This is a genomic window from Brevibacillus sp. HD3.3A, from assembly GCF_013284375.2.
Lineage (GTDB): Bacteria > Bacillota > Bacilli > Brevibacillales > Brevibacillaceae > Brevibacillus > Brevibacillus parabrevis.
Window position 1 is genome coordinate 1,052,501 of record NZ_CP085874.1, and the last position, 13,887, is coordinate 1,066,387.

11 protein-coding genes, 13 tRNA genes and 1 rRNA gene (1 of these 25 running past the window's edge) are annotated in these 13,887 nt (G+C 51.6%); 24 read left to right on the plus strand and 1 reads right to left on the minus strand.

Going from position 1 to position 13,887, the window contains the following annotated elements:
- The 20 genes from HP435_RS05385 to HP435_RS05480 all read left to right on the plus strand — a co-directional run.
- Nucleotides 1-507: ribosomal RNA gene (locus HP435_RS05385) — 23S ribosomal RNA — on the plus strand (it extends 2,421 nt beyond the left edge of the window).
- Between the two features lie 53 nt (nt 508-560).
- A tRNA-Asn gene (locus tag HP435_RS05390) sits at nt 561-636 on the plus strand.
- Nucleotides 637-639: 3 nt separating this feature from the next.
- A tRNA-Ser gene (locus tag HP435_RS05395) sits at nt 640-732 on the plus strand.
- Nucleotides 733-736: 4 nt separating this feature from the next.
- A tRNA-Glu gene (locus HP435_RS05400) sits at nt 737-810 on the plus strand.
- Between the two features lie 50 nt (nt 811-860).
- Nucleotides 861-936, plus strand: a tRNA-Val gene (locus HP435_RS05405).
- Nucleotides 937-1,013: 77 nt separating this feature from the next.
- A tRNA-Met gene (locus tag HP435_RS05410) sits at nt 1,014-1,090 on the plus strand.
- Between the two features lie 36 nt (nt 1,091-1,126).
- A tRNA-Asp gene (locus HP435_RS05415) sits at nt 1,127-1,203 on the plus strand.
- Between the two features lie 36 nt (nt 1,204-1,239).
- Nucleotides 1,240-1,315: transfer RNA gene (locus HP435_RS05420), tRNA-Phe, on the plus strand.
- 5 nt (nt 1,316-1,320) lie between these two features.
- Nucleotides 1,321-1,394, plus strand: a tRNA-Trp gene (locus HP435_RS05425).
- 25 nt (nt 1,395-1,419) lie between these two features.
- Nucleotides 1,420-1,495, plus strand: a tRNA-His gene (locus tag HP435_RS05430).
- A gap of 29 nt (nt 1,496-1,524) precedes the next feature.
- Nucleotides 1,525-1,599: transfer RNA gene (locus tag HP435_RS05435), tRNA-Gln, on the plus strand.
- A gap of 7 nt (nt 1,600-1,606) precedes the next feature.
- Nucleotides 1,607-1,682: transfer RNA gene (locus HP435_RS05440), tRNA-Gly, on the plus strand.
- 21 nt (nt 1,683-1,703) lie between these two features.
- A tRNA-Cys gene (locus tag HP435_RS05445) sits at nt 1,704-1,777 on the plus strand.
- Between the two features lie 8 nt (nt 1,778-1,785).
- Nucleotides 1,786-1,867 (plus strand) — tRNA-Leu (locus HP435_RS05450).
- Between the two features lie 257 nt (nt 1,868-2,124).
- Nucleotides 2,125-2,952: a helix-turn-helix transcriptional regulator gene (locus tag HP435_RS05455; RefSeq protein ID WP_173600080.1), complete on the plus strand. Its 828-nt coding sequence runs from the start codon at nt 2,125-2,127 to the stop codon at nt 2,950-2,952.
- A gap of 175 nt (nt 2,953-3,127) precedes the next feature.
- The gene (locus HP435_RS05460) at nt 3,128-4,873 is read left to right on the plus strand and encodes an ABC transporter ATP-binding protein (RefSeq protein WP_173598231.1); all 1,746 of its coding nucleotides are present in this window, start codon (nt 3,128-3,130) and stop codon (nt 4,871-4,873) included.
- Nucleotides 4,874-5,139: 266 nt separating this feature from the next.
- The gene (locus HP435_RS05465; RefSeq protein WP_122962664.1) at nt 5,140-5,985 is read left to right on the plus strand and encodes a helix-turn-helix domain-containing protein; all 846 of its coding nucleotides are present in this window, start codon (nt 5,140-5,142) and stop codon (nt 5,983-5,985) included.
- Between the two features lie 70 nt (nt 5,986-6,055).
- On the plus strand, nt 6,056-7,045 hold the full coding sequence (locus tag HP435_RS05470) for an ABC transporter substrate-binding protein (protein WP_173600079.1): 990 nt from the start codon (nt 6,056-6,058) through the stop codon (nt 7,043-7,045).
- A gap of 58 nt (nt 7,046-7,103) precedes the next feature.
- On the plus strand, nt 7,104-8,153 hold the full coding sequence (locus HP435_RS05475; protein ID WP_122962666.1) for an NAD(P)/FAD-dependent oxidoreductase: 1,050 nt from the start codon (nt 7,104-7,106) through the stop codon (nt 8,151-8,153).
- Between the two features lie 142 nt (nt 8,154-8,295).
- A complete protein-coding gene (locus HP435_RS05480) occupies nt 8,296-9,627 on the plus strand; it encodes a purine/pyrimidine permease (protein WP_122962667.1) in 1,332 nt (443 codons plus the stop codon).
- A gap of 15 nt (nt 9,628-9,642) precedes the next feature.
- Here the strand turns inward: HP435_RS05480 and HP435_RS05485 are convergent, their stop codons facing one another.
- Nucleotides 9,643-10,314 (minus strand): B3/B4 domain-containing protein, encoded by a 672-nt coding sequence (locus HP435_RS05485; RefSeq protein WP_173598235.1) that lies wholly within the window; start codon nt 10,312-10,314, stop codon nt 9,643-9,645.
- 157 nt (nt 10,315-10,471) lie between these two features.
- Here HP435_RS05485 and rnhA point away from each other — a divergent pair, with 157 nt between their 5' ends.
- The 4 genes from rnhA to HP435_RS05505 all read left to right on the plus strand — a co-directional run bounded on the left by rnhA (nt 10,472) and on the right by HP435_RS05505 (nt 13,887).
- Complete coding sequence (rnhA, locus tag HP435_RS05490) at nt 10,472-10,912, plus strand: ribonuclease HI (protein WP_173600078.1); 441 nt, start codon at nt 10,472-10,474, stop codon at nt 10,910-10,912.
- Nucleotides 10,909-12,105, plus strand: a complete 1,197-nt coding sequence (gene queG / locus HP435_RS05495; RefSeq protein WP_173600077.1) for a tRNA epoxyqueuosine(34) reductase QueG — start codon at nt 10,909-10,911, stop codon at nt 12,103-12,105. The genes rnhA and queG overlap by 4 nt, the downstream gene beginning before the upstream one ends.
- A 144-nt stretch (nt 12,106-12,249) precedes the next feature.
- Nucleotides 12,250-12,798: a methylated-DNA--[protein]-cysteine S-methyltransferase gene (locus tag HP435_RS05500; RefSeq protein WP_173598237.1), complete on the plus strand. Its 549-nt coding sequence runs from the start codon at nt 12,250-12,252 to the stop codon at nt 12,796-12,798.
- 114 nt (nt 12,799-12,912) lie between these two features.
- The gene (locus HP435_RS05505; protein WP_173600076.1) at nt 12,913-13,887 is read left to right on the plus strand and encodes an amidase domain-containing protein; all 975 of its coding nucleotides are present in this window, start codon (nt 12,913-12,915) and stop codon (nt 13,885-13,887) included.

Below are 13,887 nucleotides of genomic sequence, written 5' to 3' on the forward strand. Positions count from 1 at the left end.
TCCGGTGGTTCCGCATGGAAGGGCCATCGCTCAACGGATAAAAGCTACCCTGGGGATAACAGGCTTATCTCCCCCAAGAGTCCACATCGACGGGGAGGTTTGGCACCTCGATGTCGGCTCATCGCATCCTGGGGCTGAAGTAGGTCCCAAGGGTTGGGCTGTTCGCCCATTAAAGCGGTACGCGAGCTGGGTTCAGAACGTCGTGAGACAGTTCGGTCCCTATCTGTCGCGGGCGTAGGAAGTTTGAGGAGAGCTGTCCTTAGTACGAGAGGACCGGGATGGACGCACCGCTGGTGCACCAGTTGTCACGCCAGTGGCACAGCTGGGTAGCTATGTGCGGACGGGATAAGCGCTGAAAGCATCTAAGCGTGAAGCCCCCTCCAAGATGAGACTTCCCACAGCGCAAGCTGGTAAGACCCCTCATAGACGATGAGGTTGATAGGTTCGGTGTGGAAGCGCGGTAACGCGTGGAGCTGACGAATACTAATCGGTCGAGGACTTATCCACACATGCTTAGCAATCATGCGTATTCAGTTTTGAAGGAATAAATCCTTCAACGTTCCTCGGTAGCTCAGTTGGTAGAGCAATCGGCTGTTAACCGATCGGTCGGCGGTTCGAGTCCGTCCCGAGGAGCCATATGGATGGATGTCCGAGCGGCCGAAGGAGCACGATTGGAAATCGTGTAGGCGGGGTTGACCCGTCTCGTGGGTTCAAATCCCACTCCATCCGCCATCTTGGCCCGTTGGTGAAGCGGTTTAACACAGCAGCCTTTCACGCTGTCATACAGGGGTTCGAATCCCCTACGGGTCACCTATGAATCCTAACTATTTGTTGGGTCCCTGACAAAAGTCGGGGAGTATGGAGGCTTAGCTCAGCTGGGAGAGCATCTGCCTTACAAGCAGAGGGTCGGCGGTTCGATCCCGTCAGCCTCCACCATTTAATATTTAGAAGAATAGTCAGCAAAAAAGCGCTGCACGATGCGGCAACGCTGACAATTGCTTCTATAAAATCGTCGCGGGATGGAGCAGCTCGGTAGCTCGTCGGGCTCATAACCCGAAGGTCGCAGGTTCAAATCCTGCTCCCGCAACCAAATTTTCCTTAACGGGAATTGGCTGCAACCAAATATGGAGCTGTGGTGAAGTTGGAGTTCACGCCGGTCTGTCACACCGGAGGTCGCGGGTTCGAGTCCCGTCAGCTCCGCCATTTCTTGACAAAAAGAATGGCGTATGCAATAATTATGGCTCGGTAGCTCAGTCGGTAGAGCAGAGGACTGAAAATCCTCGTGTCGGCGGTTCGATTCCGTCCCGAGCCACCATGTGTAGGGGCATAGTTTAACGGTAGAACGAAGGTCTCCAAAACCTTTGGTGTGGGTTCGATTCCTACTGCCCCTGCCATTTTTAAAAAGCGGTAGTGAATATGGCGGTCGTGGCGAAGGGGTTAACGCACCGGATTGTGGCTCCGGCACTCGTGGGTTCAAGTCCCATCGATCGCCCCATATGATTTTCAAAGTTGGGGATTACTTATTGGGGTATAGCCAAGCGGTAAGGCAACGGACTTTGACTCCGTCATTCCTAGGTTCAAATCCTAGTACCCCAGCCATTTATATGCGGACGTAGCTCAATTGGTAGAGCGTCGCCTTGCCAAGGCGAAGGTCGCGGGTTCGAGACCCGTCGTCCGCTCCATTTTTCATCAACTCTATACGTGGAGGCATAGCCAAGGGGTAAGGCACGGGTCTGCAAAACCCTTATCCCCGGTTCAAATCCGGGTGCCTCCTCCAACTTAATTGCCGGTGTGGCGGAATGGCAGACGCGCGCGACTCAAAATCGTGAGGGAAACCGTGGGGGTTCAAGTCCCTTCACCGGCACCATCTATGTAATCAAGCTCTAAGGAAGCACTTCCTTAGGGTTTTTTGTTATGGATAAGCTTGATTCAGAAAAAGACATCAGCTCTGTTAGCTGATTACACTTTGCATATCCTCAATAATTGAAAATGATTATCATTATCTATTATAATATACGAGAACTGAAATTTTCACAAGGGGTAAATTTAAAAATGTGCTAGGCAGGATCGGCTACTGAATAAAGGCGGGCCTCCTCAGCCTCATTTATAGCAGGTGGGTTGGAAATGGATAAAAGAGAAGTTGGACGGTTAATCGATTACTATGCAAAAGAGTCGATGACGATCATGAGTGTGTCACTGGAAGAGCGCCAGCCGGGTATGAAGTATTTTGGCGGGCGGACAGGCTTGTACTCCGGTTTTATTTTTCCGCTATCCGGGAACGCAAAGATGTGGTTTGACGGTATGGAATATGACATGGAGCCAGGAATGGTCGTGCATGCCGGCCCGAATATGCGATTGGATCGCAAGGTGATCGGAGACAAGAAGTGGTCATATATTCTCGTGCTTTATCAGGTTGATCATGAGAAAACAGCAGACCAGTACAACTTTGCTGAGAAGCATTACATGCTGCGCCTCGTTGAGCAGAGTGTGCCATTGCAGGAAAAGCTCAGACATTTGGAACGATTTTGGAGCAGCCCGGGAGACTTGTACAAGCTGCGTGTCAAAGAGCTGTGGTACGGAATCCTCAACGAGTTGTTTGCGCTTGTCCAGCATAGTGAAAAAGACGAAGGACGCCTGCTTTTGGAACGGTTGCTTGATTACATTCATGATCATTACATGGAGAATCTGAGTATCAATCGGCTTGCTGAGTTGCACCAGATCAATGTCAACAGACTGGCTTATTTGTTTCAAAAGCATTTGAAAATCAGTCCAGGCGAGTATTTGAACAGGTACAGACTCAACCAGGCGAAAAATTTACTGAATATATTTCAAAATCAGATGAGCATCAAGGAAGTTGCACAAAGGACGGGTTTTGCTGATCCGCTGTATTTCAGCAAGCGCTTCAAAAAATATACGGGGCTATCTCCGAGCGAGTTTCAGCGCGATTCATGAATATTCCATGCGTATTCATGAATGTGCCATTTTCTTTCAGTGGACTCGTTGCTATACTATGAGTGCAATTGATTATCATTATTATCTGACGGTGACTTATCCCATCTGCCACTCGCATTGGCTTGCACAAGTGATAATCAAATAGCATGGAAATACCAAGGAGGGGGTACAGCTTTTGATTCGACGATTTTTCTCCTATTATCGACCATACAAATGGTTGTTCATGCTTGATTTTGGCTGCGCCATTATCGCCGGGCTTCTGGAGCTGGCGTTCCCGGTAGCCGTGAATGCCTTCATTGATGACCTGTTGCCAGGAGGCAAATGGGGATTGATTGTGTGGGCATCGCTCGGATTGCTTGCCCTGTACGTAGTGAATACCCTGTTGATGTACATCGTCAACTATTGGGGGCATATGCTGGGGATTAACATTGAGACGGATATGCGGCGCAAGTTGTTTGCACACATCCAGAAGCTCTCGTTCCGTTTCTTTGACAATTCGAAGACAGGGCACCTGATCGGACGCTTGACCAACGATATGAATATGATTGGCGAGATGGCGCACCACGGACCGGAAGATTTGTTTATCGCGATCATGACTCTTGTCGGTTCTTTTGCGTTGATGCTGTCTATCAACTGGAAGCTTGCTGTGCTGACCTTTGTCGTCGTGCCAGTTATTATTTGGGTCGTCGTTCATTTCAACAAAAAGATGACGCAGGCAATTCATCAGCTTTTCCGTGACGTTGGAGACTTTAACGCCCGTATCGAGGACAGTGTAGGCGGCATTCGGGTCGTCAAGGCATTTTCCAACGAGGCGCATGAAGAAAAGCAGTTTGCCGTCAACAACGGACGTTTCCGCCTGACCAAGCTAAGCTCGTACAAACTGATTGCCAAAAACGGATCGATCAGCTATATGATGATGCGTTTTGTCACTTTGTTCGTCATGGTCTGCGGAACGTGGTTTGTCATTCAGCAAGAGCTTTCCTATGGAGAGTTTGTCGGATTTTTGCTGCTGACCAACGTGTTTTTCCGCCCGATCGAGAAAATCAATGCGATCGTGGAAAATTATCCGCAAGGCTTTGCCGGGTTCAAGCGCTATACGGAGCTATTGGATACAGAACCGGATGTAGCGGACGCCGCAGATGCAGTGGAAATGCAGCCATTCCAGCATGAAATCCGCTTTGATCGCGTTTCTTTTGGCTACGATGGCGAAAAAAGAGTGCTCAACGGCGTAAATCTGGTGATTCACAAAGGGGAAACCGTCGCATTCGTCGGCCCGTCTGGCGCGGGGAAAACGACTCTTTGCAGCTTGGTGCCGCGTTTTTACGAAGTCGAGGAAGGCTCCATTTCTGTCGATGGCATCGATATTCGTCAGGTGACACAAGAATCGTTGCGCAGACAAATCGGGATTGTGCAGCAGGATGTGTTCCTGTTTACAGGTACGATTCGCGAAAACATTTTGTACGGCAAGCTTGATGCGAGCGAAGAGGAAGTGTGGGAAGCAGCGCGCCGAGCGCGACTGGACGAATTTATTCGCGCCCAGGAGCAAGGAATGGACACTGTCATTGGCGAGCGGGGCGTGAAGCTGTCTGGGGGGCAAAAGCAGCGGCTGGCGATTGCCCGCATGTTCTTGAAAAACCCGCCGATTCTGATTTTGGACGAGGCCACTTCCGCACTGGATACGGAGACAGAGCTGGCGATTCAGCAATCGCTGTCCGAGCTGTCCAAAGGCCGCACGACACTGGTAATCGCCCACAGGCTGGCAACTATTAAAGATGCCGATCGGATTGTCGTGGTGACGGAGCAAGGCATCGTCGAGCAGGGACATCATCGGGAGCTGGTCGACGCAGGCGGTGTATACAGCCGCTTGTATCAGGCGCAGTTTGGAGTATTGAAAGACTTGGAAGTCGCGAGCCAACAGTAAAAGAGCAGCCGTGTCGTCTGAAACCGTGATCGATGCGATTGTCTGTCAATGAATGGGCAAGATCGAAGCGATGAAGCGGACACTTTTTACGGAATGGAAAAGAATGAAGTTGAAACCGATAATAAGATTGATTATCAATTTCAATAAAAGTATGATTAATTAGTGTGTCTTTAGCAGGATGAATGCGATTGCTTGTTCCAAAAAAGCGGAGTAGACGCGCACATTGAGCAGTAGCACTTGATTGCAAAAGGTGTGTGAAAGGAAAGATGGACATCAACAAGCTTGCCGAGCATTTTGCGCGTACCTCATTTCGAGTGGAGCAAGTATGTCGTTATGTGCGCGGGCCAGGGAAGAGCTGTGATGATTATACGGAGCCTTTTCCGGGATTTGTTTTTCCGCTGCGGGGCAAAGCCAATTTTGATTTCAGCGGCAAAGTGTACACGCTGACTCCGGGGAACGTGCTTCACGGTGGCGCGCGAATGCCGCTGAATCGAAGCGTCCTCGGCGATACGAAATGGGAATATTTACTCGTTTTATACCGGATCGTTGCACCGGAGCCGTCTGGCTTTTGCCTGCCGAACATGCATTTTCAACTACACCCGGGGCAAAGCCCCCGTCTCCTGGAATTGCTGGAGCTATTGTGGCGCTCATCGAGAGAGCCGGGCGGAATCCAGGCTTTTCAGACGGAAACGCTCTTCCGCTGCGTTCTGGAGGAACTGTTTGTCTGTGTCCGCAACCAAAGCAATGACGGAGAACAAGCGCTGTTTGAGCAAGTATCGAAGTACATACACGAGCACTATATGGATGGGCTGAGCGTACGTGCTTTGGCTGAACTGAATGATATTAATGAAAACCGTTTGTTTTATGTGTTCAAAAAATACACGGGGATGGGACCCGGCAAATATTTGATGGCCTATCGTCTCAATCGGGCGAAGGAGAGCCTGCTTGCGAATGACGCACCGATCGGCGAGGTGGCGAAAAGCGTGGGCTATGCCGATGCCTTGTACTTCAGCCGGATCTTCAAAAAGCAGGTGGGCCTCTCGCCAGCCGAATTTCGCGGAAGGTTCAGGAATAATCCATATGGATTTCAGGATGGCTCCATTCCTATCTAAAATGCGTTTTGCTACACTGACCGTAGTTTGATCGGTCAAGCAAAACTCACGTTATATCGGAGGAGACAGAATGAAAATACTCACAAGATTATTCGTATCGCTTGTCCTTTTGGCAGGTATTTTAGCGGGGTGCGCTGGAACGCCAGAGCCTGGCAATAATCAAGCAGGAGCAGGAACACCACCGGCAAAGGCGGATGAAGCCAAGCAAGAAACGGCACAATGGCCGAGAACATACGTAGACGCACTTGGCCGCGAAATCGTGTTGGAAAAGAAACCAGAGAAAGTCGCGCTCTTATTCTTCCGTAACTTCGAGCATATGTTTTTGCTGGAGGAAACTCCTGTAGCCGCTACAGATTTGAATGTTCTGGATGATTGGGAGTCGCTCGCTCCCTACAGGTTGAGCAAAATCACAAATATAGGTTCCATGACGAGTCCGAACCTGGAAAAGCTGCTCGAAGTCGGGCCAGACCTGATTATTATGGTGTCGGGCCGCTATGGCAGCTATGGCGATAAATTGGAGAAGATCGCTCCGGTTATTACGGTAGACAGCAATGAAAACAACTGGCAGAAAGCTTTGCGGGAATACGGCAAAATCTTCGGCAAAGAGCAAAAGGCAGAAACAGAAATTACCCGGATCGAGACATTGATCGCGGATTCCAAAGAGCAATTGAAGAAATTCAGCGACAAGACGTTTGGCGTCATCATGCTGGGAGAAAAGCAATTTTGGGGCTTTACGACGCAATTTGTTTTCAACAAGGAAACTGGCCTTGGCTTGCAGCCGCCAAGCAAATACGTCGACATGTCGTCCAAAGGGGAGCAGATTTCCCTGGAAGGATTGGCGGCGATGAACCCTGACTATATGTTCGTGTCTGATATCGGAGGCTCTTCGAAAAAATTGCAAGGCTATCTGAAAAATTTGGAAGGCGACTCCGCATGGAACTCGCTGAATGCAATCAAAAACGGACATATGTACGCGTTAGACAGTTCGATCGCAGCAGGCGGGCCGCTGGGAATCGAGCTGGGAGTCAAGACCATTGTGAAAAATATGCTGGCACAATAGAAAACGCTACTGCCTCTTTTGGCAGCGCAAGAAGTGCCAAAAAGGAGAGAAACGAACTATGAATCAAGCAGAATTGTTTGACGTTACGATTATCGGCGGAGGGCCAGCAGGACTTTTCGCTTCCTTTTACAGCGGCTTGCGGGAAATGAAAACAAAGGTCATTGAATATCAGCCAAGACTGGGCGGAAAAGTCCACGTCTATCCGGAAAAAATGATTTGGGATGTCGGCGGCCTGACGCCTACGCTGGGCGAAAAGCTGATCGAGCAGTTGATTCAGCAAGGCTTAACTTTCGATCCAACCGTCGTGTTGGGGCAAAAGGTGGAGCGGATTGCCCGGGATGAGAACGGCGTGTTCATCCTGCACACTTCGGCTGGGGAGCAGCATTATAGCAAAACCGTCATTTTGGCGATCGGCGGGGGAATTTTGGAGCCGCAACGGATCGACTTGGAAGGTGCGGAGAAATTCGAAGTATCCAACCTGAGCTATACCGTCAAATCATTGCGCCGCTTCAAGGACAAAACCGTGATCATTTCCGGGGGCGGCAACTCCGCAGTCGACTGGGCGAACGAGCTGGAGCCAATCGCTAAAAAAGTGTACCTGACCTATCGCAAAGAAGCGCTGTCCGGCCATGAGGCACAAGTGACGCAGTTGTTGAACAGCTCGGCAACATGCTTTTTCAACACGACGATTACCAAGCTGATCGCGTGCTCCAACCAGGAAAAAGTCGAGCGGGTGGAATTGACTAACCACTTGACCGGAGAAGTAGAGGAGCTGGCGATTGACGAAGTGATTATCAATCACGGCTATGAGCGCGACAGATCGCTTTTGCAAAACAGTCACGTGAATCTGGAAATGGCGAATGAATACTTCCTTGCCGGAACGACAACAGGCGCTACTTCCGAGCCGGGGATTTTTGCGGCGGGAGATGTGATTTCCTACGACGGAAAAGTGCATTTGATTGCCGGAGCTTTCCACGACGCAGCAAATGCGGTCAACCAGGCGAAGCTATACATTCAGCCGGAAGCACATGAAAGCGGAATGGTTTCGTCTCACAATGAAATTTTCCAGAGCCGCAATCGCGAACTGATCAAGCAAATGATGAAATAGAGTGTCAAAACAGGGGCAGGAAATTCTCTCGGAGAGTTTCCTGCCCTTTGCATGTTTGCCAGGAAAGCAGATGATGATATTCTTAACAGTGGGCTTTTGGCATAAGCTCAGGAGCGTCGGTAAGAAAACGAGGTGAAAGGTTTTGAAGTACGGATTGTATGACAGGCCGCCCGCAGGCACGAGCATTTTGTCTGCGTTGCAGTGGATGATTGTCGCTGTCTCCAGCAGTGTTGCCGTTCCATTGATGATCGGAGACGTTTACGGCCTGAGGGCAGATGAGATTGGCAACCTGATGCAGCAGACGATGTTTTTCGTCGGTTTGGCTTCGCTGTTGCAAGTGTGGATTGGACACCGTTATCCGATGCTGGAAGGGCCGGCAGGATTGTGGTGGGGAATCTTTATCATTTTGGCTCAGTTGGGAACAAGCGTAGGACTGGCGCCGCGCGAAATCGGTCAGTCGTTTCAACTGGGGATGTGTCTGGCTGGTTTATTGTTTGTCGCCTTCGGGGTGATGGGCTGGATCGGCAAACTGCAAAGATGGTTTACTCCGCTCGTATCGGGAACTTATATGATTTTGCTTGCTATTTCTTTATGCAGCAACATTTTAACCGGGATGCTTGGCATCGGCTTTCAGCATTCAAAAGAAGTGCAGCCTGGCGTAGCGCTTGTCTCTATCGGCATCGTCGCTTTGGTTGTGTGGGTGATGAGGACGAAACGATTTTCCAGCTTTGCCGTCCTGTTCGGGATGGTAGGAGGCTGGGTGCTTTACGCGGCAATGGGCTGGACGGACCCTGTACGCCCGGCTGACCAGCTGATTTCCTGGCCGACATTCTTCTTCTGGGGAGCGCCGCGCTGGGATTGGGGCGTTGTGCTGACCAGCATGCTGACGGGATTTGTCCTTTTGACGAACCTGGTAACGAGTATGGTCGTTATGGGAAAAGCGACGGAGACGGTGCCGACTGATTCGCAGTACAATCGCGGCGGGATTTTTACGGGCGTGTCTCATCTGCTTTCCGGGGTGAGCGGTGTCGTCGGGATGATTCCTCTGTCGCTTGCTGCTGCGGTGATTCAAACGACCAAGATGGCGGCCCGCCTGCCTTTTATGCTGGCTATGATCGGGATGATGCTGATCGGTTTGTTCCCGGCTGTCGCTCATTTTTTGGCGGCATTGCCGACTCCGGTCGCTTATGCGGCCATGTTCATCTCGTATACGCAGCTTCTCGGATTCGGATTGAAAGATTACGCAACGGTGAAAATGGATGAGCGAACGATCACAGTCGGCGGAAGCTCGCTTTTGATCGGGATTGGCGTGATGTTCGTTCCGGCAACGGCCTGGCAAAAGCTGCCCGCTCTGGTCAGCTTCCTGTTCGGGAACGGTCTGTTGCTCGGTGTTATCGTTTGCTTGCTGCTGGAGCACGTTGTGTTCCGCAAGCAAAAGGGCAATCAGACAGAAAAAGACGGCCACGCTGCATGACGGGCCGTCTTTTTGCTAAGAAGCGACGATCGCGGTGTGAGTCAGCTCGCCGCCGTTGATTTCGGTAAACATGCGACCGACTGATCCGAGTATCTCGGCTTTTTTCTCGGCAGCAACTTGCTCGTGGAAGAAGATGACTTGCAGCAAGTTCCGGCTATGCTCGGTCACGCAAGTGCGTTTGGAATCGACAATCGGACTGCCGAAGGCTCCTTGTTCGTCCGCAAGCAGCAGCTTGCCTTCCATATGTACTTCGCGGCCGTTCAATCCTTCGTACACATCTGTTTCTTGTCCCAGACGGCAAGTTACATCGCCCGTAAGATGATCGATGTCATAAATGCCAAAGGGAAGTGCATGCAAGACGGAGAAGAAGTTATTGACGTCTACGGCACTGTTGATCCAGAAAAACGGATTGCCTTGCAACAGACGGCGAAGCAGCGCCTCGGATGACGGGCGATAGCGCGACGGGTCTATTCCCGCTTTTTTAAAAGCGCTGCGCCATTCTCGTACTCCTTCGATATCGGCAAGGCGGGACAGCTCATGTTCAAGCCGCAAGCTTTCTACAAAATAGTTGATACGACCTTGCAGCATTTTGGGTGAATCGCTGACAGAAGCGCCACTATATTGCAAAACGCCGAGGGAAAAGGCGGGAATGCGCTCGGTCACGGAAGCATCTAGCTGCACTTTCATCGTGAATCACTCCTTTTATAAAAAAATTCGCACACGATCCGCTTTTTTTGTCAATGCTTGGAACGAAGAACAATTCTAAAGTAGTATAGCAAAATATTTTTGTGGAAGCGACTAAGCTTCGATACAATAGAAACAACAGAGGAGGTTTCCAAAGACGATGACGATGCGTGAAGTTGAGATTTATACAGACGGCGCCTGCTCTGGCAATCCCGGTCCTGGCGGCTGGGGAGCTGTGCTGATGTACGGGCAGCATATCAAGGAGATGTCAGGTGCCGAACCACATACAACGAATAACCGCATGGAGCTGCTTGCGCCGATCAAGGCGTTGGGCACGCTGAAAGAGCCTTGCAAGGTGACCTTGTACAGCGATAGCGCCTATTTGGTCAATTGTTTCCTGCAGGGATGGTACAAGGGCTGGCTGAAAAACGGCTGGAAAAACAGCAAGGGCCAGCAGGTCGAAAATCAGGATTTATGGAAAGAACTGCTTCGTCTGATGGATATCCATCAAGTAGAGTATGTGAAAGTAAAAGGACACGCCGACAACAAGTGGAACAACCGCTGTGACGAGTTGGCGACGGGAGCGATCAAACAACTGTGATTGACGAGCAAGACGTGCGCTACTGGCAACAGACGAAGCAGTCCATCATTGATTATGCCAAGGAAATCGGCATCGACAAGATTGGTTTTGCCAGCGCTGACCCTTTTTTGACACTCAAGGAACGACTGATGGAGCATAGGGAAAAAGGCTACGAATCCGGCTTTGAAGAGCCGGACCTGGAAAAGCGCACCCATCCTGACTTGCTGCTGGATGGGGCGCGATCCTTGATTTCGATCGCGCTGGCGTATCCGTCCAAGCTGGAGAATCCGCCCAAGTCCGAGCCAGGTGCTTATCGCGGAATACTGTGCCGGGCCGCTTGGGGCACGGATTACCACCACGTGCTGCGCGACAAGCTGGACAAGCTTGCCAAGTTCATAGCGGAGCTGGAGCCGGGGGCTAAAATCGAGTCGATGGTGGATACGGGCGCGCTGTCTGATCGCGCGGTCGCAGAACGGGCTGGCGTCGGCTTTGTCGGGAAAAACTGCGCGGTGATTACGCCCGAGTTTGGCTCGTGGGTTTATTTGGGCGAGTTGTTGACGAATTTGCCGTTGCCGACGGATCAACCGATCGAGGAAGGCTGCGGCGACTGCAATATATGTGTCGACGCCTGTCCGACCGGAGCGCTTGTGCAGGGCGGACAGCTCAATGCGCAGCGGTGCATCGCATTTTTGACTCAGGTAAAAAACTTCATTCCAGACGAATTTCGCGGAAAGATCGGGAACCGCTTGTACGGCTGTGATACGTGCCAGACAGTCTGCCCGAAAAATCGCCGGATCAACAGCAACCATCATCCGGAATTTCAGCCTGATCCCGAGACAGCCAAGCCGCTCCTGATTCCGCTTTTGGAGATGAGCAACAAGGAGTTCAAGGAAAAATTCGGCCTGTCGTCATCTTCATGGCGCGGCAAAAAGCCGATCCAGCGCAATGCGATTTTGGCATTGGCGCATTTCAAGGATCGCACGGCTGTTCCTCATCTGTCGCGCCTGCTGGCCAATGATCCGCGTCCGGTCATTCGCGGTACGGCAGCCTGGGCGTTGGGGAAAATCGGGGGAGCCGAAGCGGAAGCCGCACTCTTGCGGGCGCAGGAGCTGGAGCAAGATGCAGAGGTGCAGGATGAGATTGCAAAAGGAATGAGCCTGCTGGCGAAGCAAGAAAAGCAGGAGAAGCAAGATCGGCAGCAGGAAGCGAAATAAAGCGAGTTGCCGAGCTTCACCGTAAAGCAATTTGCCAAGCTTGCTTGTCACGCTGATTTTCTATCCGATCTGGTTGCATCCGAGCAGCCAAAAAGATGCTTGTTTGCATGGGAAGGCACAGGAAAGAAAGGGAGAGGATGTACGATGGCAAAAGAATTGGGCTATACCACGATGGAATCGCCGATTGGGCCGCTACTGCTCGCTTCGACTGAGGAAGGCTTGTGCTATATCGACTTTGCGAATGAAGAGGAAGGATTGCCACGTCTCGTCAGCTGGTGCAAAAAGACGTTTATCGGAATCACTCCGACGAAGAACGAAGCGAGCAACGAGCAAGCCAGGCTGCAACTGGAGCAGTATTTTGCTGGCGAGCGTACATCATTTGAGCTTCCTATCGTTCTGTACGGCACGCCTTTTCAAAAAACGGTGTGGAATGAGCTTGTGAACATCCCGTACGGGGAGACGCGCTCCTACAAGGATATTGCCGTCGCCATCGGTGCCGCCAAAGCGGTGCGGGCGATCGGGGGAGCGAACAACCGTAACCCGATCCCTGTCATTGTTCCTTGCCATCGGGTTGTCGGGGCGAATGGCGCGCTGGTCGGATACGGAGGCGGGTTATCCATCAAAGAATATTTGCTGTCGCATGAAGAAGGCCCGCTTTTCGCCCATTCGACTTCCAATCCAGCTGTCCGCTAGTACGGATGGCTTTTCTTTTCTTCTGAATGCGGTGTCCTTGACATATTCTGTTCGTGAGATGCCAGACGAAGCAGAATGCGGAGGGCAAAAGCGCGGGAAGAGGGGGAGCGGCAGATGGAATGGCGAACGTTTGTTAAGGAATACTTCGATGCGGTTCACCATGCCTGGTTGGACGGTCAGCTTGAGCGGCTGCGGCCTTTTTATATGGGAAAAGAGCATTTGCAAGCGGAAGAATGCGGCTGGGTGAACCGCGCATATGAGCAAATGCACAAGCGGGGGGCCAAGCTGTTGCAGGTAAAAGGCCGTGTAGCCCCGACCTGTTGGCTGGAGACGGCAGGTGCTGTGGACATAACCGTTTTCTGGACGGGAAAGCGCTGGTATCTGCTCCAAGGTCGCCTGCATGAAGAAGCGAGCAATCGGCTGCTTCAGCTTCGCCTGGACAAAGCGACAGGACAGTGGGAGATTGTCGGTACGAGGGAGCGGAGAGGCGATCCAAAGAGCGAGCGGGCAGAAGAGATCATGCTGCGCCGATCCGAATCTGCATCTGCCTACGAAGACGCTATGGCACAACCGCTGCTCGTCGTGCACGGGGCGGGAGGCTACCAGCCGGAAAAGGCAGTCGCGTACGCCGAGCGGTACTGGAATACGACGAATCCCGCATACCCTCGCTTTACAGACGACTGCACGAATTTTATTTCGCAATGCCTGTATGCCGGGGGCATTCCCATGCTAATGTCCAAGGAAAAAGGCAAGGGCTGGTGGATTCGCACCGGAAAAAGCGCTGACTGGAGCTACAGCTGGACGGTGGCTCACAGCTTGTATTTGCTGCTGAAATCAGGAGGCCCGCCGATGCGCGCCGTCGCCAAGCCATCGGCTGCCGACCTCGTGCCGGGCGATATCATTTGCTACGATTTCAACGGGGATGGGCGCTTTCAGCACAATACGATTGTCGTTGCCAAGGACGCCAATCAAATGCCGCTGGTCAACGCCCACACGACAGACAGCCGAATGCGCTACTGGGCTTATGAAGACTCGACCGCCTATACGCCGCAGATGCGTTATGCCTTTTTTCACATCAGGGGCGTGTAA

Excerpts from the sequence above, each read along its gene's own strand:
- HP435_RS05475 (WP_122962666.1), top strand. The coding sequence starts at position 7,104 with ATGAATCAAGCAGAATTGTTTGACGTTACGATTATCGGCGGAGGGCCA.
- HP435_RS05465 (WP_122962664.1), top strand. The coding sequence starts at position 5,140 with ATGGACATCAACAAGCTTGCCGAGCATTTTGCGCGTACCTCATTTCGA.
- HP435_RS05505 (WP_173600076.1), top strand. The coding sequence starts at position 12,913 with ATGGAATGGCGAACGTTTGTTAAGGAATACTTCGATGCGGTTCACCAT.
- rnhA (WP_173600078.1), top strand. The coding sequence starts at position 10,472 with ATGACGATGCGTGAAGTTGAGATTTATACAGACGGCGCCTGCTCTGGC.
- HP435_RS05500 (WP_173598237.1), top strand. The coding sequence starts at position 12,250 with ATGGCAAAAGAATTGGGCTATACCACGATGGAATCGCCGATTGGGCCG.
- HP435_RS05455 (WP_173600080.1), top strand. The coding sequence starts at position 2,125 with ATGGATAAAAGAGAAGTTGGACGGTTAATCGATTACTATGCAAAAGAG.
- HP435_RS05485 (WP_173598235.1), bottom strand. The coding sequence starts at position 10,314 with ATGAAAGTGCAGCTAGATGCTTCCGTGACCGAGCGCATTCCCGCCTTT.
- HP435_RS05470 (WP_173600079.1), top strand. The coding sequence starts at position 6,056 with ATGAAAATACTCACAAGATTATTCGTATCGCTTGTCCTTTTGGCAGGT.